At 70.8% G+C, this 25600-nt stretch carries 1 protein-coding gene; it reads right to left on the reverse strand.

Features of this window, described 5'->3' with window-relative positions; genetic code table 11:
- Positions 1-2 precede the first annotated feature (2 nt).
- Positions 3-25580, reverse strand: coding sequence for a type I polyketide synthase (locus ABZV40_RS26895; protein ID WP_355447077.1), 25578 nt, complete (start codon positions 25578-25580; stop codon positions 3-5).
- Between the last annotated feature and the right edge of the window lie 20 nt (positions 25581-25600).

Consider the following 25600-nt stretch of genomic DNA (forward strand, 5'->3'; position numbering starts at 1 on the left):
CGCTAGTTCATGGCGTCCCCGATCGCCAGACGCAGGAGGGCTTCGCCGTCCATGTCGTCGATCGATTCCGCCTCGGCTGCAAGCACAACATCTCCGGCGCTGTTGTTTTCCCCACTGTCCTGAGCGAGTTGCAGGACGAGGTCCAGCAGACCGGCCTGGCGCAGGCGGCTGACGGGGATCGACGCGAGCGTCTCGCGGATGTGCGCGTCCGGGTCGTTGGCGGCCGTGGCCTCGCCGAGGAGCTCCGTTCGGATGAACTGGGCGAGCGCGGCGGGGGTCGGGTAGTCGAACACCAGCGTCGCGGGCAGTGCCACGCCGGTGACCGCCTTGAGCCGGTTGCGCAGGTCGACGGCCGTCACCGAGTCGAAGCCGACGTCGCGGAACGCCCTGCTCGGCCCGAACGCCTCCGCGCTGTCGAAGCCCAGTGTCGCGGCGGCTTCGGTGCGGACGAGGTCGAGCAGCGTCCGTGTGCGGTCCGCTTCGGGCAACGCGAGCAGCCGCTCCTTGAGCCCCGAGTCCGTCGTTTCCGGTTCTTCCAGGGCTTTCTGGACCGACGGGATGCCCATCAGCAGAGGGCTCGGCCTGGACGCGGTGAAGCTCGGCGCGAACTTCTCCCAGTCCATGTTGGTGATCGTCAGCGACGTGTGGCCGTCCTCGACCGCCTGCTGCAGCGCGATGATCGCGAGGTCGGGTTTCATCGTGTGGACGCCGCGGCGGCGCAGCTGTTCGGCGCCTTCCTCGTTCTCCGACGCCATGCCGGAGCCGGCCCAGGCGCCCCAGGCGATCGACGTGGCCTTGAGGCCCTGTGCCCGCCGGAAGTGCGCGAGGCCGTCGAGGTAGGCGTTGGAGGCGGCGTACGCGGGTTGCGCACCACTGCCCCAGCTCGCCGCGCCGGACGAGAACAGGATGAACGCGTCGAGGTCGCCGGTCAGCTCGTGCAGCAGCCAGGCACTGGTCATCTTGGCCTTGAGCAGCCGGTCCAGCTGGTCGATGCCGAGCGTGTCGGTCGGCGCGTTGCCCTCGACGACGCCGGCCGCGTGCACGACGGCGGTGAGGTCGGGTACCGAGTCGATCACCGCCTTGAGGCTGTCGCGGTCGGAGGCGTCGCAGGCCGCGATGGTGACGCGGGCTCCGAGCGCTTCGAGCTCCTGGCGCAGTTCGCCGGCTCCGGGCGCCTGGTCGCCTCGGCGGCTGGTGAGCAGCACGTGCTCGGCGCCGCGGCCGGCGACCCAGCGGGCGACGTGGCCGCCGAGCGCGCCGGTGCCGCCGGTGATCAGGACCGTGCCGCGCGGGGTCCATTCGGTGGACTTCGCCGCGCGCTGGGCCGGGACGAGCCGGCGGCCGTAGACGCCGGTGTCGCGGACCGCGAGCTGGTCTTCGCCGCCGCCGTTGGTGATCGCGGCGACCAGGCCTTGCTCGATCTGGCCGTCGATGGTCTCCGGCAGGTCGACCAGACCGCCCCAGCGGCGCGGCAGGTCGAGCGCGGCCACCCTGCCCAGGCCCCACAAGGCGACCTGGCCGGGGTTGGCGACGTGGTCGGTGGCGCCGGTCGAGATCGCCTGCTTCGTGACCGCCCAGAACGGCGCGGTGCTGCCGGCGTCGCCGAGCGCCTGCAGGAGCAGGACGTTCAGGGCGAGGCCGAGCGGGGTCGAGGTGAACTCCTCGTGCGGAGTGTTCTCCGTGCCGAGCAACGAGATCACGCCCACCGGTTCGATCCCGGTCAGCTCGGTGGCGAGCAGGGCGCGTTCGGCGTTCTTCGTGACGGTGATCCGCACGAGGTCGTTGCCGAAGGTCCTGAGCACGGCCTCGGTCCACTCGTCGGTGTGCTCGGGAACCGCGGCGAGCCAGGTGCCGTTGATGCCGGTCGCCTGGACGCCGCGCAGCAGCTGCCACGAGTCCCGGTAGCGCCATCCGTCCACCGTGGACTTCTGTTGCTGCTTCGCGCGCCATTCCCTGAGTGCCGGGAGGACGTTCTCCGCGTCCACGCCGAGCGCGTCGGTGAGGCCGCCGTTCTCGACGAGCTGCCAGAACGCGCTGTCCTCGGCGTTGCTCGCCCGACCGCCGGCCTTCGGCCAGAACCTGCTGCGGTTGAACGGATACGTCGGCAGGTCGATCTTGCGCCCGCCGGGGTAGCTCCACCGGACGTCGAGACCCGCGACCCACGCCTCGGCGAGGCTCGTGGTGAACCGTGCTTTTCCTCCTTGGCCGCGGCGCAGCGAGCCGACCGTGACCAGTTCGGCGCCGTCCGCGTCGGCGGTGGCCTGCGCGGACATCGTGAGCACGGGGTGCGGGCTCGACTCGACGAACACCCGGTAGCCGTCCTCGATCAGCTTCCGCGTGATCGCGACGAACTCGATGGGCCTGCGCGCGTTCTCGTACCAGTAGCCGGCGTCGAGGGTGGCGGTGTCGATGCGGTCGGCCTTGACGGTCGAGTAGAACGCGATGTCGGTGGTGCGCGGCGTGATCGTGCCGAGCATCGCCATGAGCTTTTCGCGCAGCGGTTCGACCTGCGGCCCGTGCGAGGCGACCGTGCTCGCCACCACTCGTGCCCGGATCTCCCTGGCCTGGCACAGTTCCACGAACTCGTGGAGCTCGGGGAGCGCGCCGGCGACCGTGCACGCGTTGGGGCTGTTGATGCCCGCGATGGACAGCGCCGGCCACCGCTCGATGAGCTGCCGCGCCTCCTCGACCGGCAGTGCCACGCTCGCCACCGCGCCGTTGCCGACGAGCTCGTCCGCGAACAGCTGGGACCGCAGCACGACGATCCTGGCCGCTTCGTCGAGGCTGAGCGCCCCGGCGACGCAGGCGGCGGCGATCTCGCCCTGGGAGTGGCCGACGACCGCGGCCGGCTCGACGCCGTTCTTCCGCCACGTCCGGGCCAGCGACACCATCACCGCGAACAGCGTCGGCTGCAGGATCTCGATGCGTTCCAGCAGCTCGGCGTCGCCACGCAGGACGTCCCGCACGGACCAGTCGACCAGCTTGCCGATCGCCTCGTCGCACTCGGCCATGCTCTGCGCGAACGTCTCGTCCTCGTCCAGCAGCTCGACCGCCATGCCGTGCCACTGCGAGCCCTGTCCGGGGAAGATGAACACCGGCGCACTCTCTTGCACAACGCCTTGAACCACTTCGTCCCCGATGAGCACCGCACGGTGGTCAAACATCGACCGCGTGGTCAGCAACGAGAACCCGATGTCCTCCGCCTTGCCTTCGAGCGCGCGCACCTGCTCAATACGAGCCTTCAGCGACGCCGGCGACTTCGCCGACACCACCAACGGAATCGATCCCGACTGGGGGCCCTGGGGGGAGACCGAGGTCCCCACTCCAATCGTCGCACGCGGGTCCGACGATTCCGGGCTAGCAAGATCAGCAACGGCCGAGTTGTCCACAGGCGCCGAGTTGTCCACAGATTCCGCGGCGGCGGCCTGACCAGCGTTTTCTGCGAGTACGCTGGAAATCGGGGGGATCCCCGACGGCGCCTCTTCCAAGATCATGTGGGCGTTCGTGCCGGAGATGCCGAACGCCGAGACGCCCGCCCGGCGCGGGTGGCCGTTGGACTCCCACTCGCGCGCCTCAGTGAGCAGCTCGACCGTGCCCGCCGACCAGTCGACGTGCGAAGAAGGCGCGGCCACGTGCAGCGTCCGAGGAAGCACGCCGTGCTGCAGCGCGAGCACCATCTTGATCACACCGGCGACACCCGCGGCGGCCTGCGTGTGGCCGATGTTCGACTTCACCGATCCCAGCCACAGAGGCGTCGACCGGTCCGCGCCGTAGGTGTTGATCAAGGCCTGAGCCTCGATCGGGTCCCCCAGCGCCGTACCGGTGCCGTGCGCCTCCACGGCGTCAACGTCGCCCACGGACAGACCGGCGTTCGCGAGAGCAGCACGAATCACCCTCTGCTGCGAGGGACCGTTGGGCGCGGTCAGGCCGTTGGAAGCGCCATCCTGGTTGACCGCCGATCCGCGGATCACCGCCAGCACCCGATGCCCGTTGCGGACGGCATCGGACAGCCGCTCCATCACGACCATGCCGACGCCCTCGGACCAGCCAGCGCCGTCCGCGTCGTCGGAGAACGCCTTCGACCGGCCGTTCGCCGCGAGAGCACCCTGCCTGGTGAGCTCGGCGAACGCGTACGGCGTGGTCATGATCGTCGCACCACCGGACGCCGCGAGTGAGCACTCACCACCGCGCAGTGCTTGCACGGCGAGATGCATGGCGACGAGAGAAGCGGAGCACGCGGTGTCGACCGTGACCGCAGGGCCCTCGAAGCCAAACGTGTACGAGAGGCGACCCGAGATGACGGAAGCCGCGAGACCTGTAGCCGCGTGGCCTTCCGTGTCCTCGGCCGACGACGTGAGCAAAGTGGCGTAGTCCTGACCGTTGGTGCCGACAAACACACCGGTCTGCGAGCCCCGCAACGAGAGAGGATCGACGCCGACGCGCTCCAGGGCCTCCCACGTCGTCTCGAGGAGGAACCGCTGCTGCGGATCCATCGCGAGCGCCTCACGCGGTGAGATCCCGAAGAACGCGGGGTCGAAGTCCGCGGTCCCGGCGAGGAATCCGGCCTCGTGCGTGATCGACGTCGCCAGCACCGACTCCACGTCCCAGTCGCGGTCGACGGGGAACGCGCCCATGCCGTCACGTCCGTCGAGCAGCAGCTGCCACAGTTCTTCTGGCGTGTTCACGTCACCGGGGAAGCGGCACGCCATACCGACGATGGCAATCGGTTCGTCGTTGCGCGCAACGACGGCGTCCGACGACTCGGCCGCGCCACCGCGCAGATGGTCAGCAAGTCGCCGTGGGGTCGGGTAGTCGTAGACCAGTGACGCCGGCAGCGTCCGGCCGGTCGCCGCCGACAGCTGGTTGCGCAGCTCGACCGCGGTCAGCGAGTCGAAGCCGAGGTCGCGGAACTCCTTGTCCACGCCCACCGCGTGCGGTCCGGCGTAGCCGAGCACCGACGCGACGGCCGTCCGAACGACCTCCAGCACGTCACCGGTAAAGGCGACCTTCTTACGTGCCTTGGGTTTCTCGGGCAGGATCGCGATGGCGACGGTCGGCTCGGACTCGGCGACCGCACGCCACATCGACTCCACGGCCAGGTCCGGCCGCATCGTGATCGCGCTCAGGTCGGCGCCCACCCCGTCGGCCATGCCGGAACCGGCCCACGCACCCCAGGCGATCGACGTCGCGGGCAGTCCTGCCGAACGCCGGTCCCGCGCGATCGCGTCGAGCACGGCGTTGGCGGCCGCGTAGTTGGCCTGGCCAGGATTGCCGAGCGCCCCCGCGACCGACGAGAACAGCACGAACGCGTCGAGCTCCAGCGAGCGCGTCACCTCGTCGAGCACCAGCGCGGAGGCGACCTTCGACCGGAACACGCCGGCGAACCGTTCCGGGGAAAGGCCTTCGAGCACGCCGTCGCTCAGCACGCCGGCGGTGTGCACGATCGCGTTCGGCGGGTGCTCGGCCAGCAGCTGCTCGACCGCCGCCCGATCGGCGACGTCGCACGCCACGATCTCCGCACCCAGCTCGTCACGCAGCTCGACCGCGCCCGGCGCGTCGAGACCACGGCGGCTGACCAGCACGATCTTCTCGACGCCGCGGTTCTTCAGGTCACGGGCGACGTGCGTGCCGAGCGCGCCCGTGCCGCCGGTGACGATCACGGTGCCGCGCGGCTCCCACATCGCATCGGTGGGCGTGGCAACGTCGTAACGCCGCGCGAACACACCCTCGGGACGGATCTCGACCTCGGTCTCGTCACCGGCGAGCACGGCGGACAGGTGCGAGACGTCGCCGGTGACGTCGACCAGACCGCCCCACTGCGCGGGCAGTTCCAACGCCGCCACCCGGCCGAGACCCCAGACGGCGCTTTGCGTCGCGCTGGTCGCCGCACCGCGCGTCACCGCCCACACCGGAGCACTGACCCCCTTGCGGGCCAACGACTGGATCAGCTCCATCGTCGTGATCACGCCGCGCGGCACGCCGTTCTCGTCAGCCTCGGAGTCCAGCGCGAGCAACGACACGATCCCGTCGAACGGCGACTCCGGAACCTGCTGCACCACCGTGCCACCGACAGCCGCCGCGACCTCGCGCGCGAAATCGTTCTCCTCGCCGAGCACCAGCCAGGTTCCGGCCGCCTTGCCACGCGGGGTGATCTGTTCCCACGACTCGCGGTGCCGCCAGGAGTCCACGGAGGACTTGGCGCGGTCGATCGGCGCGACGTCGAGCACGGTCGGCCAGTAGCGCTCGTGCTGGAACGCATACGTCGGCAGGCCCACCCGGCGCGCGCCGGTACCTTCGAACAGCGCGCTCCAGTTCACGGTCGCGCCGCTGACGTGCAGGCGGGCGAGCCCGGCGACGAACGCCTGCTCCTCGCCGCGGTCCTTGCGCAGCAGCGGGATGCCGCTGACCATCGCCGACAGCACACCGTCGGGGCCGATCTCCAGGAACGTGCTGCCGTCGAGCGCGCGCACCGTGTCGTGGAACCGCACGGTCTCCCGCACGTGCCGCACCCAGTACTCGGATTGTTGAACGATCCCACCAGCCAACAACGGGATTGTTGGATTGTTGAACGATATGCCGCTGATCGCCGCACGGAAGTCGTCCAGCATCGGCTCCATCAGCGGCGAGTGGAACGCGTGGCTCACCTTGAGCTGCTTGAACTTCCGACCGTTGAGTTGTTCAACAATCCTACGAGCCTCTTGTTCAACACCGGCGATGACGACCGCGTTCGGCCCGTTGACCGCCGCGATGGACACGCCGGCGGTGAGCAGCGGCGTCACCTCGTCCTCGCTTGCCTCGACGGCGATCATCGCGCCACCGGCGGGCAGCGCCTGCATCAGCGCGGCTCGCGCGGAGATCAGCGTGCACGCATCTTCCAGGCTGAACACGCCGGCGACGTGCGCGGCCGCGATCTCGCCGATCGAGTGCCCGGCGAGCCGGTCTGCCTTGATGCCGAACGACTCCGCGAGCCGGTAGAGCGCGACTTCGAGCGCGAAGATCGCGGGCTGGGCGTTGCCGGTCCGGTTCAGCGCCTCCGCGTCCTCACCCCACATGATCGACCGCAGTGACGGGTCGAGGTGCGCGAGCACGGCGTCGAAGGCGTCCGCGAACACCGGGAACCGCTCGTACAGTTCCCGGCCCATGCCGAGCCGCTGCGAGCCCTGCCCGGTGAACAGCAGGGCCAGGTCGCGCTCGGCCGCCTCTCCCCTGGCGATCTCGACGCCGTCGACGAGCACGGCCCGGTGCTCGAACGAGCTGCGCGACACCGCGAGCGAGTAGCCGAGGTCGAGCGGCGAGGCGTCCACGGTGCCGAGGCGCGCGAGCTGGTCGGCCAGCGCTTCCTCGGACCGTCCGGACACCACCAGAGGCACCACCGAGGCACTGGTGGTCACCTCGGGAACCGGCGCGGTGAACTCCGGTGCCTCCTCGATGATCACGTGCGCATTCGTGCCGGACACACCGAACGACGAGACACCGGCCCGGCGCGGATGGCCGTTCCGATCCCAGTCGCGGCGTTCCGTCAGCAGCTCGACGTTGCCGGTCTGCCACTCCACATTGGACGAAGGCGCGTCGACGTGCAGCGTTCGCGGCAACACGCCGTGACGCAGCGCCATGACCATCTTGATCACACCGGCGACACCACCGGCCGACTGCGGGTGGCCGAGGTTCGACTTGATGGAGCCGAGCAGCAGCGGCTGCGAGCGGTTCTGACCGTACGTCGAGAGCACGGCCTGCGCCTCGATCGGGTCACCCAGGGTCGTGCCGGTGCCGTGCGCCTCGACAGCGTCCACTTCGGACGGCTGCAGACCGGCGTTCGCCAGCGCCTGCCGGATCACGCGCTGCTGGGACGGGCCGTTCGGCGCGGTGAGGCCGTTCGACGCGCCGTCCTGGTTGATCGCGGAGCCGCGCAGCACCGCGAGCACTTCGTGGCCGTTGCGCCGCGCGTCCGACAGCCGTTCCAGCAGCACGACACCGGCGCCCTCGGACCAGCCGGTGCCGTCGGCGGCCTCGGCGAACGCCTTGCAGCGCCCGTCGGGGGCGAGCCCGCCGGCCGCGGTGAAAGCCGAGTAGGCGTTCGGCGTGGTCATGACCGCGACACCACCGGCCAGCGCCAGGTCGCACTCGCCGTTGCGCAGCGCCTGCGAGGCCCAGTGCATGGCGACCAACGACGACGAGCAGGCGGTGTCGATGGTGACCGCGGGGCCTTCCAGCCCGAGCAGGTAGGAGATGCGGCCGGACAGCACGGACGCGGAGAACGCCGTCGTCGCGTACGGGCCGGTCTCCTCCAGCGAGCGGTTGAGCAGCGACTCGTAGTCCTGCCCGGTGGTGCCGACGAAGACGCCGGTCAGGCTGCCCTTCAGCGAGGTCGGATCGATGCCCGCGCGTTCCAGGGCCTCCCAGGAGGTTTCCAGCAGGAGCCGCTGCTGCGGGTCCATCACGACGGCTTCGCGCGGTGAGATGCCGAAGAAGCCCGCGTCGAAGTCGGCGACGGCGTCGAGGAAACCGCCCTCGAACGTCGAGCTGGCGAGGCGTTCCAGGTCCCAGCCGCGGTCGGTCGGGAACCGCGAGATGACGTCGCGGCCCTCGAACACGAGTTCCCACAACGCTTCCGGCGTCGTGACACCGCCGGGGTAGCGGCAGCCGATGCCGACGATCACGATCGGGTCGTCCGAGACCTGGGTGGCCGCGCGGACCTCGATCTGGTGCGCGCCACCGAACAGCTCGTCCTTCAGGTGCTGCGAAAGCGTCGTCGCGGTCGGGTAGTCGAACACGAGTGTCGCGGGCAGCGCGAGACCCGTCGCGGTCTTCAACCTGTTGCGCATCTCGACCGCCGTGACCGAGTCGAAGCCCAGCTCGCGGAACGCCCTGCCGACCGGGACTTGATCGCTTTCCGCGTAGCCCAGCGTCTTCGCGGCCTCGGTGCGCACGAGGTCGAGCAGCGCGCGGTCGCGTTCGGCCTCGGTGAGCTTGGCCAGGCGTTGCTTGAGCTCCGACTCCTCGACGGGTTCCTCGGCAAGTGCCTGGCGCACTTCGGGAATGCCGCTGAGCAGCGGGCTCGGGCGTTCGGCGGTGAAGCTGGGCGCGAACTTCGCCCAGTCGATGTTGGTGACGGTGAGCTGGGTCTCGTCGTCGGCGACGGCCTGGCGCAGCACCCTCATGGCGAGCTCGGGCGGCATCGAGCCGATGCCGATCCGTTGCAGCGCCTCGTACATGTCGTGGTCGGCGGCCATTCCGGCGTCGGCCCAGGCGCCCCACGCGATCGACGTCGCCTTGAGGCCTTGCGAGCGGCGCAGGTGGGCGAGGCCGTCGAGGTAGGCGTTGGCCGCCCCGTACGCGGGCTGGCCGCCGCTGCCCCAGCTCGCCGCACCCGACGAGAACAGGATGAACCGGGCTTCCGGAGCGAGCTCGTGCAGGTGCTTCGCCGCGGTGATCTTCGTGTCGAGCAACGCGGTGACGTCCTCGTAGCGCAGTTCGTCGATCGGGGCGTCGCCGGTGCCGATGCCCGCCGCGTGCACGACCGTCGTGAGGTCGTCGATGCCCGCGAGCAGGGCCGCGAGTGCTTCGCGGTCCGCCGCGTCGCAGGCCGCGATCGTGACGCGGGTCGTGTTCTCCAGCTCTGCCTTGAGTTCTGCCGCGCCCGGTGCGCCGAGGCCGCGGCGGCTGGTGAGCACCAGGTGGTCGGCGCCGGCCTCGGCCATCCAACGGGCGACGTGGCCGCCGAGCGCGCCGGTGCCACCGGTGATCAGCACGGTGCCGGAGGCCTGGAACTCCGGGCTGTGGCGGGCGTTCGTGCGGACCAGGCGGCGTGCGAACACTCCGTTGTCCCTGATGGCGATCTGATCCTCGGTGCCGGTCAACGCGGCCGCGAGCCGTTGTGCGGCCTTGGGGTCCAGTGCCTCCGGCAGGTCGATCAGGCCGCCCCAGCGGCGGGGCAGGTCGAGTGCGGCGACTCGGCCGAGGCCCCAGATCGCGGTCTGGGCCGGGTCGACCTCCTCGTCGCCGATCGCCACGGCCTTGCGGGTGACCGCCCAGACCGGTGCGCTGACACCGGCTTCGGCCAGCGTCTGCACCAACGTGATCGTCGCTCGCAGGCCGGTCATCGCGATCACGCCGTCGATCGTCGCTGGCAGCCGTTCGACGAGGTCTTCGCGGCTGATCTGCTCGTCCACGTCGATGTGCACGGCGTTCAGCGCGTCGATGACGTCCTGGGCCTCGGTGCCGGATGTGACGACGAGCCACGTGCCAGTCGGTGCTCCGGTGACGGTGACCGGGGTCCACTGGTCGCGGTACCGCCAGCGGTCCATTGTGGATTCGGACTTGCGGCGGCTGCGCCACTCGGCGAGTGTGTTTGCGACGTCTTGCCCGACACCGAGGTCTTCGAGGCCGCCGTTGTCGACGAGTTCCCAGAACTCGGCGTCGACCGGGTCGGAGGTGTCCTTGACCAGCGGCTCGGGCCAGAACCTCTGGCGGTCGAACGGATACGTGGGCAGCAGGACGTTCCTGCCGCCGGGGTAGCGCCACTGGACGTCGAGGCCCGCGACCCACGCCTCCGCGAGCGAGGTGGTGAACCGCTGCTTGTCGCCCTGGTCGCGGCGCAGTGAGCCGATGGCGACGATCTCGGCGTTGATCGCCTCCGCGGTCTGCTGTGCGGGCAGCATCAGCACTGGGTGCGCGCTCGACTCGATGAGCACGCGGTGGCCGTCCCGCACGAGCTTTTCGACGACCTTGGCGAAGCTGACGGGCTGCCGGGCGTTCTGGAACCAGTACTCGGCGTCGAGGGTCGCGGTGTCGATGCGTTCGGCGGTGACGGTCGAGTAGAACGGCACGCTGCTGGTCTGTGGCGTGATGTCCGCGAACAGCTCCAGGATCTGGTCGCGGAGCCGGTCGACCTGGGCGCAGTGCGAGGCGACCGTGCTGCCGATCACGCGGGCGCGGATGTCCTTGGCCAGGCAGCTCTCCACGAACTTCTCGAGCTCGGGGACCGCGCCGGCGACCGTGCAGGCGTGCGGGCTGTTGACGCCCGCGATCGCCAGCTCCGGCGGCAGCAGCTTCTCGACCTCGGTGGCGGGCAGGGCGATGCTGGCGACGGCGCCGTTGCCGACGAGCTCGTCGGCGAACAGCTGCGACCGCTGGACGACGATCCGCGCGGCCTGGTCGAGGCTGAGCGCGCCGGCGATGTAGGCGGCCGCGATCTCGCCCTGCGAGTGGCCGACGACCGCGGCGGGCTCCACACCGTTCGCCCGCCACGTCTGCGCGAGCGAGATCATGATCGCGAACAGCGCGGGCTGCAGGACCTCGATGCGTTCCAGCAGCCCGGCGTCGCCGCGCAGCACCTCGATGACCGACCAGCCGACGTGGTCCGCGATCGCGCGGTCCGCCTCGGCCATCCACCGCGCGAACGTCTCGTCCTCGTCGAGCAGCCGCACCGCCATGCCGTGCCACTGGCTGCCCTGGCCGGGGAACACGAACACCGGCCCTGGCCCGGTCTCGACCACGGCGCCGTCGACGACCTCGTCGCCGACGATCACTGCCCGGTGCTCGAACCTGCTGCGCCCGGCCAGCGAGAACCCGACGTCCATCGGGTCCTGCCCGCCGTTGACAAGCGCCTTGATCCGCTCCACCTGTGTCCGCAACGCCCCTGTCGACTTCGCCGACACCACCAACGGAATCGATCCCGACTGGGGGCCCTGGGGGGAGACCGAGGTCCCCACTCCAATCGTCGCACGCGGGTCCGACGATTCCGGGCCGGCAAGATCGACATTGGCGGAGTTGTCCACAGGCGCCGAGTTGTCCACAGATTTCGGCGAGCCCGGTCGCCCGGAGTCAACGCTCGATACGCTGGAAATCGGGGGGATCCCCGACGGCGCCTCCAAGATCACGTGAGCGTTCGTGCCGCTGATGCCGAACGAGGAGACGCCCGCGCGACGCGGACGGTCGACAGCGGGCCAGTCCCGCGACGAGGTGAGGAGCTCGACGGCGCCCGCGTCCCACTCGATGTGCGAGGAAGGCGCGGACACGTGCAGCGTCCGCGGCAGCACGCCGTGCTGCAGCGCCATGATCATCTTGATGACGCCGGCGACACCGGCGGCCGACTGCGTGTGACCGATGTTCGACTTGATCGAGCCCAGGTAGAGAGGCTCGGAACGCTCCTGCCCGTAGACGGCGAGCAGCGCCTGCGCCTCGATCGGGTCGCCGAGCGAGGTGCCGGTGCCGTGCGCCTCCACGGCGTCGACGTCGGCCGGAGCGAGCCCGGCCGACGCCAGCGCCGCGCGGATCACCCGTTGCTGAGAGGGGCCGTTGGGCGCGGTCAGGCCGTTGGACGCGCCGTCCTGGTTGACGGCGGTGCCCTTCAGGACCGCGAGGATGTTGTGGCCGAGCCGCACGGCGTCCGACTGCCGTTCCAGCACGAGCAGGCCGACGCCCTCGGAGAACCCGGTGCCGTCCGCGCCTTCGGAGAACGCCTTGCAGCGCCCGTCCGGCGAGACGCCGCGCTGCCGCGAGATCTCGATGAACGTCGCGGGCGTCGACATCACCGCGACACCACCGGCGAGCGCCAGCGACGACTCCCCCGTGCGCAGCGACTGCACAGCCAAGTGCATTGCCACCAAAGAAGAGGAGCAAGCGGTGTCGATCGTGACGGCCGGTCCTTCCAGGCCGAGCACATAGGACACTCGGCCGGACGCGACCGACGGCGACGACCCGGTGCCGTGGTGGCCCTCGAACTCACCGCCGAGCAGCTGCGCGTAGTCGTTGTACATGACGCCGGCGAACACGCCGGTGTCGCTGCCGCGCAACGAGATCGGGTCGATCCCGGCGCGTTCGAACGCCTCCCACGCGGTCTCCAGCAGCAGGCGCTGCTGGGAGTCGGTCGCGAGCGCCTCCCGCGGCGACATGCCGAAGAACGCCGGATCGAAGTCGCCCGCGTCGTGCAGGAAGCCGCCGAGCCGCGTCGCCGAGGTGCCGACGTCGTTGCCGGAGAACAGGGAGTCGAGGTCCCAGCCGCGGTCGGACGGGAACTCCGAGATCGCGTCCGTGCCGTCCAGCACGAGCTGCCACAGGTCTTCCGGCGTCGACACCCCGCCGGGGAACCGGCACGCCATGCCCACGACGACGATCGGGTCGTCGTCGGAAACCGTCCGCGTGGCAACGACGGTGCCGCTGTCCGCGCCGAACAGCTCGTCGCGCAGGAAGGTTGCCAGGACGTGGGCCGTCGGGTAGTCGAACACGAGGGTCGCGGGCAGCCGCAGCCCGGTGACGGCGGTGAGGCGGTTGCGCAGGTCGACGGCGGTCAGCGAGTCGAAGCCGAGGTCGCGGAACGCCCTCCCGGCGTCGAAGCTCTCCAGCGCCAGCACCGCGCTGACCTGCGTGCGGATCAGGTCGAGCAGCGCGTCGAGACGGTCGGCGCCGCTCAACGGCCGCAGCTTCGCGGCCAGGCCGGTCGCCGCGTCGGAACCGGCGACCGCGCGGCGCGCACGGGTCCTGATCAGGCCGCGCAGCAACGAAGGCACCTCGCCCTGTGCGCGCAGGGTCGCGAGGTCGAGGCGTGCGGGCAACAGCACCGCTTCGCCGCTCGCCACCGCCGCGTCGAACAGCGCGGTGCCCTGCGCGGGCGTGATCGGCGGCATCCCGGCCCGCACCAGGCGTTCCCGGTCGGCGTCGGTCAGCGATCCGGTGAGCCCGACCGACGCCTCCCACGTGCCCCAGGCCAGCGACACGGTGTTCGGCCGGTGCTCGGCGAGGGCGTCGAGGAACGCGTTGGCCGCCGCGTAGTTGCCCTGGCCGGCACCGCCGAGGATGCCCGCGGCGGACGAGAACAGCACGATCCTGGCGTCCGGCAGCAACTCGTGCAGGTGCCAGGCCGCGTCGACCTTGGGACGCAGGACGGTGTCGAGCTGCTCGGGTGTCAGGGACTCGATCACGCCGTCGTCCAGCACGCCCGCGGTGTGCACGACGGATTTCACGGGGTGCTTCTTCAGCAGTCGCTGCACCGCCTTGCGGTCGCTGACATCGCACTTGACGACCTTGACGGCCGCATCGACTTCCCAGTCGGGCTTCTTGCCGCTGCGGCTGGCCAGAACCAGCTCGGTGACGCCGTGTTCGGCGACGAGGTGCTGCGCGATCACGCCACCGAGCCCGCCGCCACCGGTGATCAGCACCGGGCTTTCCCAGGTGATGTCCCGCGCCGCCGCGGCCCGAGTCAGCCGCGGTGCCTGCAGCTGCCCGTTCCTGATGCGCAGCTGCGGCTCGTCCGCGGCAAGCGCTTGCGGCAGCACGGCTTCGTCGTCGATGTCGAGCAGCACGAACCGTCCGGGGTGCTCGGTCTGCGCCGAGCGCACCAGTCCCCACACAGCCTGCCCGGCCAGATCTCCTTCGCGGGTCACGAAAGCCAGCCGCTCGGCACGTTCGCCGGAGATCCACTCCTGAAGCTTGGCGAGCACCCTTGTCGTCAGCGCCCGCGTCGACTCGATCACGTTGCCGTCGCCGACGACGTGCTCCACGACGACGTTCTCCGCTGCCTCGGCGGGCAACGCCACAGGCGTCCACTCGATCCGGAACAGCGAGTCGCGGTCAACCTCGTTGCGCGGCAACGCGACCGGACGCACCACGAGCGACTCCACCGTGGCGACGGGCTGGCCGATGGTGTCGGCGAGCGCGATTTCCATGGCGTCGCCGCGGGAGCGCAGCCGGACCCTCAGTTCCGTCGCGCCGGTGGCGTGCAGCGACACGCCTTCCCACGAGAACGGCAGCCCGGCACCGTCCTTCGCGAGCAACGCGGCGTGCAGCGCGGAGTCCAGCAACGCCGGGTGCAGGCCGAAGCCCGTCGTGCTCTCCGACGTGACGACCTCGGCGTACACGTCGTCGCCGTCCCGCCACACCGCGCGCAGTCCCTGGAACGCGGGCCCGTACTCGAAGCCCATGTCCGCGAACCGCTCGTAGGCCCCTTCCACGTCAACGCTTTCCGCGTTCGGCGGCCATGTCGTCGCGTCGAAGTCACTGGTGGTGCTGCCTGCCGACAGCGTGCCGGATGCGTGCTCGGTCCACGGCGCGTCGTCCTCGGTGCGCGAGTAGATCACGACCGCGCGACGCCCGCTGGTGTCCTCACCACGCACCGCGACCTGCAGTTGCACCGATCCGTCGAGCGCCAGCGGCGCGGAGATCGTGAGCTCGTCGAGCTTCTCGCAGCCGACCTCGTCACCGGCCCTGACCGCGAGCTCCACGAAAGCGGTGCCGGGCAACAGGATCGTGCCGCTGACGGCGTGATCGGCGAGCCACGGGTGGGATCGTGCCGACAGCCTCGACGTGAACAGCACGTCCTCGCTGCCCGCGACGCTGACCGCGGCGCCGAGCAGCGGGTGCTCGACCGCGCTGAGTCCCAGTCCGGACGGGTCGCCCGACCGAACCTGTCCGGCCGGCCAGTACCGCTGCCGTTGGAACGCATAGGTCGGCAGGTCGATCAGCTTGCCGCCGGGGAAGCTCCACTTGACGTCCAGACCGCTGACGTGGGCCTGGGCGAGCGCGGTGAGCAGCCGCTTGTGGCCGCCTTCGTTGCGCCTGAGGGTTCCGAGCACCACGGCCTCGGTGCCCGCGGCTTCGACGGTCTGCTCGACGCCGATCGTCAGCACCGGGTGGGCGCTGGGTTCGACGAAAAATCGGAAACCGTCGCGCAGCAAGGCGTTCGTGGCGTTCTGGAACTCGACGGTCTGCCGCAGGTTGGTGTACCAGTAGCCGGCGTCCATGGTCGCGGTGTCGATCGGTTCGCCGGTGACCGTCGAGTACAGCGCGATCTCGCCGGTGCGGGGCTCGATGCCGGCGAGGTCCGCCAGCACCCGTTCCCGGATCGCCTCGACCTGCGGCGTGTGCGACGCGTAGTCCACCGCGATCATCCGCGCCCGGACGTCCTGCGCCACGCACTCGGCCACGATCTCCGCGAGCGCCTCGGCCTCGCCCGCCACGACCGTCGACCGCGGCCCGTTGACCGCCGCGACCGCCACCCGCTCCTCGTACCGGGCGATCAGCGGCCGCACCTCGTCGACGGGCAACGACACCGACAACATGCCGCCGCGCCGCGACAACGCCTCGTCAACGGCCTGCGACCGCAACGCCACGACGCGCGCCGCGTCGCGCAGGCTCAACGCCCCGGCGACCGCGGCCGCCGCGATCTCACCCTGCGAGTGCCCGACAACGGCCTGGGGCTCAACGCCGTACGAGCGCCACACTTCGGCCAGCGACACCATGACCGCCCACAGCACGGGTTGCACGACGTCGACCTGGTCCAGTTCCAGCTCGTCGCGCAGCGCCTCGGTCAGCGACCAGCTCACGAACGGCCGCAGCGCCTCGTCGCACTCCGCGATCCGGCGCGCGAACACCTCGTTGGACGCCAGCAGCTCGCGCCCCATGCCGACCCACTGCGAGCCCTGGCCGGGGAACACGAACACCGTCTTGCCCGCGGTCGTGACGTGCCCGGTGACGACGTCGTCCCCGATGATCACCGCCCGGTGGTCGAAGCCTGCCCGCCTGGCCAGCGTGAACCCGACGTCGACGGCGTCCGCCTCCACGGACCTGATCCGCTCGACCTGGGCGGCCAGCGCCTCCGCCGACTTCGCCGACACCACCCACGGCACACCCGCGCCCTGGATCGATCCCGCCTGGGGGCCCTGGGGGGAGACCGAGGTCCCCACTCCAATCGTCTCATCGGAGGCCGGCGAAACCGGGCCGTGAAGATCGACAACGGTCGAGTTGTCCACAGGCGCCAAGCTGTCCACAGAAACCGGAGAGGGGGTTGCGGCTTCGAGGATGAGGTGGGCGTTGGTGCCCGAGACGCCGAAGGAGGAGACGCCCGCGCGGCGTGGGCGGTCCACGGCGGGCCACACGCGCGTGGAGGTCAGCAGCTCGACGGCGCCCGCCTCCCAGTCGACGTGCGACGACGGTTCGGTGATGTGCAGGGTCCGCGGCAGCACGCCGTGGTGCAGCGCCTGCACCATCTTGATCACCGACGCGACACCCGCGGCGGCCTGCGAGTGGCCGATGTTCGACTTGATGGAGCCGAGCAGCAGCGGTTCGGAGCGGTCCTGACCGTAGGTGGCCAGCAGCGCCTGGGCCTCGATCGGGTCGCCCAGCGGGGTTCCGGTGCCGTGCGCCTCCACCGCGTCGACATCAGCCGGAGTGAGCCCGGCCGAGGCCAGCGCTGCCCGGATCACACGTTGCTGCGACGGACCGTTGGGGGCGGTGAGGCCGTTGGAAGCGCCGTCCTGGTTGACCGCGGAACCGCGGATGACGGCGAGGATCCGGTGGCCGTTGCGCAGCGCGTCCGACTGGCGTTCCAGCACGACCTGGCCGATGCCCTCGGCCCAGCCCACGCCGTCGGCGGAGTCGGAGAACGCCTTGGACCGGCCGTCCTCGGAAACGCCGCGCTGCCGGGAGAACTCGATGAACGTCGACGGCGTCGACATCACCGTCACGCCACCGGCGAGCGCGAGCGAGCACTCGCCGGACCGCAGCGACTGGATCGCCCAGTGCATCGCCACCAGCGACGACGAGCACGCGGTGTCGACCGTGACGGCGGGTCCCTCGAAGCCGAACACGTAGGACACGCGGCCCGACGCGACGCTGCCCGCGCTGCCCTGACCCTGGTGTCCTTCCATGTCGCCGCCACCGACGACCGACTGGTAGTCGTTGTACATCAGGCCGGTGAACACGCCGGTCGCGCTGCCGCGCAACGAGGTCGGGTCGATGCCCGCGCGTTCCAGGGCCTCCCACGCGGTCTCCAGCAGCAGGCGCTGCTGGGTGTCGGTCGCGAGTGCCTCCCGCGGCGACATGCCGAAGAACGACGGGTCGAACTCGGCCGCGTCGTGCAGGAAGCCGCCGGAGCGCGTGTAGGAGGTGCCGATGTGGTCGGGATCCGGGTGGTAGAGGCCTTCGAGGTCCCAGCCGCGGTCGGCCGGGAATCCGGTGACCGCGTCGACCTCGTCCATCACGAGCTGCCACAGCTCTTCCGGCGTCGTGACGCCGCCGGGGTAGCGGCAGGCCATGCCGACGATCACGATCGGATCGTCCGAAGTGGACATCAATGCGGGCGACGACTCCACCGGCGAAACCGCGCCGAGCAGCTCGTCCCGCAGATAGGAGGCCAGGGCGCCTGAGGTCGGGTAGTCGAAGATCAGCGTCGCGGGCAGGCGGATCCCGGTCGACGCGGTCAGCCGGTTGCGCAACTCGACGGCGGTCAGCGAGTCGAACCCGAGGTCGCGGAACTGCTGCGCCGGATCGACCGCGTGCGCGCCACCGTGGCCGAGAACAGCCGCCACCTCGGTGCGCACGACGTCGAGCAGCGCCTCAAGCCGATCTTCCTCGGACAACGCCGAGAGCCGCGAGACCAGCGTGACCGCGGTGTCCGAGCCCGCCACGGAACGCTTCGAACGCGCCCGGACCAGGCCGCGCAGCACCGGCGCCACCTCGCCCCTGGCCCGCAGCACGGCGAGATCGAGGCGGAAGGGCATCAGCGCGGGACCGCCGTGCGCGATGGCCGCGTCGAACAGTTCGACGCCCTGCTCCACCGAGATCGGCGGCATGCCGGCGCGGCGCATGCGCTCGACGTCTACTTCGGACAGGTGGTCGGCCATGCCGCCTTCCCAGGCGCCCCAGGCCAGCGACACCGTGTTCGGCCGGTGCGCGGCGAGGGCGTCGAGGAACGCGTTGGCCGCCGCGTAGTTGCCCTGGCCCGCGCTGCCGAGCGTGCCGGCGACGGACGAGAACAGCACGAGCCTGGCGTCGGGCGCGAGCTCGTGCAGGTTCCAGGCGGCGTCGACCTTGGGGCGCAGGACGTTCGCCAGCCGGCCGGGCGTCAGCGACTCGATCACGCCGTCGTCGAGCACACCGGCGGCGTGCACGATCGACCGGACCGGGTGCTTCTTCATCAGTTTCCGCACGGCCTCGCGGTCGCTGACATCGCACTTCGCGACGGTGACGCGCGCGTCCAGTTCGGCGACCCATCCGGGCGTCTCGCCGCGCCTGCTGACCAGCACCAGCTCGTCAACGCCCTGTGCGACAAGATGTTTCGCGATGACGCCGCCCAGGCCTCCGGTGCCGCCGGTGATCAACACCGGGCCCTGCCACGTGACCTCGCGCTGGACCGCGGTCGCCCGCGCCAGCCGCGCCGCCTTCACCACGCCGTCGCGGATGATCAGCTCGGGTTCGTCGCTGCCCAACGCTCGCGGCACGAGTTCGCCGGAGTCGGTGTCGATGATGCCGAACCGGCCGGGGTGCTCGGTCTGCGCCGACCGCACCAGGCCGCGCACGGCCGCGCCCGCCAGGCAGCCCATGCCGGTGACGAACACCAGCTTCTCCGGACGTCCGTCGGCGATCCATTCCTGCAGCTTCGCCAGCGCCTGTGCGACAAGGGTGTGGGTCGCCTCGACGACCTCGCCCTCGGCGACTACGTGCTCCACCACGACGTTCGCGGCGGGCTCGGCGGGCACCTCGATCTCGGCCCAGTCGAGCTGGAACAGCGAGTCCCGGTCCACCGTGCTGAGCTGCCCGGCCGAGACCGCGCGCACCACCAACGCGTCCACCGACGCGACCGGACTCCCGGCGGTGTCGGCCAGCGCGATCGCGATGCCGCCGCCGTGGCGGGTCAGCTTCACGCGCAACGCCGTCGCGCCCGTTGCGTGCAGGGACACGCCTTCCCACGAGAACGGCAGTCCCACGCCGTCGTCGACGAGCAACGCCGCGTGCAGCGCCGAGTCGAGCAGTGCCGGGTGCAGCCCGAATCCTCCGGCCGCCACGCCCTCGGGCAACGCGACCTCGGCGTACACGGTGTCGCCGTCCCGCCACGCCGCGCGCAGCCCCTGGAACGCGGGCCCGTACTCGAGTCCGTTCTCCGCGAACCGCTCGTACGCGTCCGTCACGTCGATCGCGTCCGCGCGCGGCGGCCACTCCCCCACCTCGGCGACGTCCCCGCCGGACCCGAGCACACCGGTGGCGTGCTCCGTCCACGGCTCGTCAACCGCGGTCTCCGGCCGGGAGTAGACCGAGATCGACCGGCGACCGTTCTCCTCGACGCCCACGATCAGCTGGACCTGGACGCCGCCGCTCTCCGGCAGCACCAGCGGCGCCGCGAGCGTCAGCTCCTCGACGCGTTCGAGCCCGACCTCGTCCGCCGCCCGCACAGCCAGCTCGACGAGCGCCGCACCCGGCACGAGCACCGCGCCGTGCACCGTGTGGTCGGCGAGCCACGACCGCCGCGACAGTCGCGCGGTGAACAGGTAGCCCGCTCCGCCGGCGAGCTCGACGGCCGCGCCGAGCAGCGGGTGCTCGACCGCGCCGAGTCCGGCCGAACGGACGTCCGACTTCGCGGTGTTCTCCGGCCAGAACGACTGGTGGTCGAACGCGTACGTGGGAACGTCGACTCGTCGACCGCCGGTGTACAGCTGCGCCCAGTCAACATTGATTCCGTCGACATGTACTTGACTGAGTGCAGTCAACATTGACTCAACATCAGACTTGACGCGCGTCAACGTCGGAATCAACCCGTCAACCATCGCCGTCAACTGCGCATCCGGCCCCACCTCGACCACCGTCACATCACCCAACGCGGTGACGTTGTCGTGGAACCGCACCGCGTCCCGCACATGCCGCACCCAGTACTCGGCCGTGGTGACATCGCCGGATGTTGACATTCCGACAACCGGCTCGCGGAACTCGATGTCCGCGATCGCCGCGCGGAAGTCGTCGAGCATCGGCTCCATGAGCGGCGAGTGGAAGGCGTGGCTGACCTTGAGCCGCTTGTTCTTCCACCGCTCGGCGATGGCGAGCACTTCTTCTTCGACGCCGGCGATCACCACGGACCGCGGCCCGTTGACGGCGGCAATCGACACGCCATCAGTCAGATGCGGCCACACTTCTTCTTCGGAGGCAATGACGGACACCATCGCGCCACCGGTCGGCAACGCCTGCATGAGGCTGGCCCGTGCACGGACGAGCCTCGCGGCATCCTCCAAGCTCAGGACGCCGGCGATGTGCGCGGCCGCGATCTCGCCGATGGAGTGCCCGGCGACCTTCGCGGGCTTCAGCCCGAACGACTCCAGCAACCGGTACAGGGCAACCTGAACCGCGAAGATCGCGGGCTGGGTGATGCCGGTCTGGTTCAACGCCTCGGCGTCGTCGCCCCACATGACCTCGCGGACGTCTTCGAGGTGCGCCAGCACCTCGTCCAACGCACTCGCGAACACCGGGAACGCCTCGTACAGCTCGCGTCCCATGCCGAGGCGCTGCGAGCCCTGCCCGGAGAACACGTACGCCAACGGCTTCCCGGTCACCGCACCCTTGGCGACGACCTGACCGCCGAGCACCACGGCCCGGTGGTCGAACGTCGTCTTCAACGCGAGCGAGTAGCCGATGTCCAGCGGGTCGCCGTCGAGCTCCAGCACCCGCTCGACCTGCGCGTCGAGCGAGGCCGCCGACTTCGCCGAAACGAGCCACGGAATCGATCCCGACTGGGGGCCCCAGGGGGAGAACGAGGTCCCCACTCCAATCGTCCCACGCGGGTCTGACGATTCCGGGCGAGCAAGATCGGCAGCGGCCGAGTTGTCCACAGGGGACGGGTTGTCCACAGGGGACGGGTTGTCCACAGAAATCGGAGAAGGGGTTGCGGCTTCGAGGATGACGTGGGCGTTCGTGCCGGAGACGCCGAACGACGAGATGCCGGCGCGGCGCGGGCGCGAGACGGTGGGCCACGACGTGGCGGAGGTGACGAGGGTGATGTCGCCGGCGTCCCAGTCCACGTGGGTGGAGGGCCGGTCGACGTGGAGGGTGGCGGGGACCAGGCCGTGGCGCATGGCGTGGACCATCTTGATCACGCCGGCGACACCGGCGGCGGCCTGGGAGTGGCCGATGTTCGACTTGATGGAGCCGAGCAGCAGAGGCGTGGTGCGGTCCTGGCCGTAGGTGGCCAGCAAAGCCTGGGCCTCGATCGGGTCGCCCAGGGTGGTGCCGGTGCCGTGCGCCTCGACCACGTCGACGTCGGAGGCCGACAGGCCCGCCGAGGCGAGGGCGGAGCGGATCACACGTTGCTGCGATGGGCCGTTCGGAGCGGTCAGGCCGTTGGAGGCGCCGTCCTGGTTGATCGCGGAGCCGCGGACCACGGCCAGGATCTGGTGGCCGTTGCGGAGGGCGTCGGACTGGCGTTCCAGCACCAGCAGGCCCACGCCCTCGGACCAGCCCACGCCGTCAGCCGCGTCGGCGAACGACTTGCAGCGGCCGTCGGCGGAAAGACCGCGCTGGCGGGAGAACTCGATGAACGTGGACGGCGTCGACATGACGGTCACGCCGCCGGCCAGGGCCAGGGAGCACTCACCGTTGCGCAGCGCCTGGGCGGCCAGGTGCAGGGCGACCAGGGACGAGGAGCAGGCGGTGTCGACCGTGACGGCCGGGCCCTCGAAACCGAAGGTGTAGGAGACGCGGCCGGACGCGAACGTGCCGGCGCTGCCCATGCTCTGGTAGCCCTCGAACTCGCTGCCGCTGATCACGACCGAGTAGTCGGTGTACATGACGCCCGCGAACACGCCCGTCGCGCTGCCCCGCAGGGAAACCGGGTCGATGCCGGCGCGTTCCAGGGACTCCCACGCCGTTTCCAGCAGGAGACGCTGCTGGGAGTCGGTGGCCAGGGCTTCGCGCGGGGACATGCCGAAGAACGCCGGGTCGAACAGCGGGGCGTCGTGCAGGAAGCCGCCCGAGCGCGTGTAAGAGGTGCCGAGGTGGTCGGGATCCGGGTGGTAGAGCGCGTCGACGTCCCAGCCGCGGTTGGACGGGAAGTCGGTCACGGCGTCGACGCCCTCGACCACCAGGCGCCACAGGTCTTCCGGGGACGACACGCCTCCGGGGTAGCGGCAGGCCATGCCGACGATCACGATCGGGTCGTCGGAGACCGCCGAACGCACCTCAGCCGGCGGAATCACCGCGTCGGCGCCGAACAGTTCGTCGTGCAGGTGGGCCGCGAGCACGCCCGCGTTCGGGTAGTCGAAGACCAGGGTGGCGGGCAGGCGCAGGCCCGTCACGGCGGTGAGCTGGTTGCGCAGCTCGACGGCGGTCAGCGAGTCGAAGCCGAGGGACTGGAAGGCGCGGCCCGGGTCGATCTCGTCGGTGCCCGCGTGACCGAGAACCGTGGCGACCTGGCCGCGCACGAGGTCCAGCAACGCTTCCAGACGAGCGCTTTCGTCCAAACCGGACAGACGGCTGGTCAGCGACGTGGCGGTGCCGGAGCCCGCGACCACGCGACGCGGGCGCGTCTTGATCAGGCCGCGCAGCATCGGCGGGACGTCGCCGCGGGCGCGCAGCACCGGCAGGTCGAGGCGGACCGGGACGGCGTTGCCGGCGCCCGCGGCCGCGTCGAAGAGCTCCACGCCCTGCTCGACGGTGAGGCCGGGGATTCCGGTGCGCGCCATGCGTTCCGCGTCGGCACCGGACAGCATGCCCGCGATCCACGGCCCCCACGCCAGCGACGTACCGGCGAGGCCTGTGGCGCGGCGGTGTTCCATCAGGGCGTCGAGGAACGCGTTGGCGGCGGCGTAGTTGCCCTGGCCGGCCGTGCCGATCGTGCCCGCGACGGACGAGAACACCACGAACGCGTCGAGGTCCGGGGTGAGCTCGTGCAGGTGCCAGGCGGCGTCCGCCTTGGGGCGCAACACGGTGTCGACGCGGTCGGGCGTCAGGGACTCGACGGTGCCGTCGTCGAGGACGCCCGCGGTGTGCACAACGGCGCGGATCTCGTGCCGCGACAACAACGATTCCAGGGCCGAGCGGTCGGAGACGTCACAGGCCTCGACGATCACGTTGGCGCCCAGCGCCTCCAGCTCCGCGACGTCGGCCTCGCCGCGCCTCGAGACGAGCAGCAGGTCGCGGACACCGTGCGTGACGACGAGGTGGCGGGCGATCACCAGGCCCAGGCCACCGGTGCCGCCGGTGATCAGAACCTTGCCCTGCCAGGAGAATCCGCCGGCGGGCGTCAACCGGGCCAGGCGCGGCACGAACGCTGCCCCGTCACGCAACCGGATCTGCGGCTCGTCCAGCGCGAAGACCTCCGCCGGGACGTCGCCGTCCGACTCGACCAGCACGAAACGGCCGGGGTGCTCGGTCTGCGCCGACCGCACCAGGCCCCACACGGCAGCCGCGCCGAGGTCACCGGGACGCGTCACGAACGCGAGACGGCCCTGGCGCTCATCGCTGATCCACTGCTGCAGGCGCGCGAGCACCCTTGCGGTCAGCGCGTGGGCGGACTCGACCGGCGAGCCGTCGGAAACGAGGTGCTCCACCTCGGCTTCAGCGGTCTCGGCGGGGAGTGCGACAGGCGTCCAGTCGACGTGGAACAGGGCTTCGCGCGCGATCCCGGAATCGCCGACGGGAATCGGGCGGGTGACCAGGGAGTCGACCGACACGACCGGTGTGCCGTCGGGGTCCGTTGCCACGACTGAGAACGACTCGCCCTGGGGACGGATGCGCACGCGCAGCGCGGAAGCACCGGTCGCGTGCAGCGAAACCCCTTGCCACGCAAAGGGCATGCCGCCCTCGGACGTGCCGAGGTCCGCGGCGTGCAGAGCGGCGTCGAGCAGCGCGGGATGCAGGCCGTAGCGGTCCGCGTCCTCGGCAATGGCGACTTCGGCGTAGACGTCGTCGCCGAGCTTCCAGGCCGCGCGCAGGCCCTGGAACGACGGCCCGTACGCAAAGCCGTTGTCCGCGAGCCGCTCGTAGAACCCTTCCAGGGCAACCGCTTCCGCACCGGCGGGCGGCCAGACCGCGGTGTCGAATGCCAGGTCCGCGGTGCCGGACGTGAGGAAACCCGTGCAGTGCTCGAGCCACGGCGTGTCCTGGTCGAGGCGTGAGTGGACGGCGATGGAGCGGCGTCCGGTGGCATCGGGCGCGCCCACCGCGACCTGGATCTGCACCGGGTCGGTGAGGACGAGCGGCGCCGACAGCGTCAGGTCGTCGACGCGGTCGAGGCCGAGCTCGTCGCCCGCGCGCAACGCCAGCTCGACGAACGCCGTGCCGGGGAACAGGATTCGGCCGCCGACGACGTGATCGGCGAGCCACGGCTGCGTCGCGACCGACAGCCTGCTGGTGAACAGCACGCCATGTCCGTCGGCGAGCTCGACCGCGGCGCCGAGCAGCGGGTGGCCGACCGCGGTGAGGCCGAGGCCGGACGCGTCGGCGTTCTTCGCGGCCGACGGCCAGAACCGCTGCCGCTGGAACGCGTACGTCGGCAGGTCGACCCGGCTGCCGCCTTCGTAGAACGGCGTCCAGTCGACGCCGGTGCCCTCGACGTGCAGGCGGGCCAGCGCGGTGATCAGGCTCCGCGTTTCGTCACGGTCCTTGCGCAGCGTGGGAATGCCGCCTTCGACCAACGCCGACAGGACGCCGTCGGGGCCGATCTCCAGGAACGTCTTGTCTCCCAGGCGGGTCACGGTGTCGTGGAAGCGGACGGTGTCGCGGACGTGGCGAACCCAGTACTCGGCGTTTGCGACGTCGCCGAGGCCGGGGACGGCCGGGGTGTGGAAGGTGATGCCGCTGATGGCGTCGCGGAAGTCGGCGAGCATCGGGTCCATCAGCGGCGAGT

This window comes from Lentzea sp. NPDC004782 (genome assembly GCF_040609115.1).
Taxonomy (GTDB): Bacteria; Actinomycetota; Actinomycetes; order Mycobacteriales; family Pseudonocardiaceae; genus Lentzea.

Excerpts from the sequence above, each read along its gene's own strand:
- ABZV40_RS26895 (WP_355447077.1), bottom strand. The coding sequence starts at position 25,580 with ATGCTCGCCGACTTCCGCGACGCCATCAGCGGCATCACCTTCCACACC.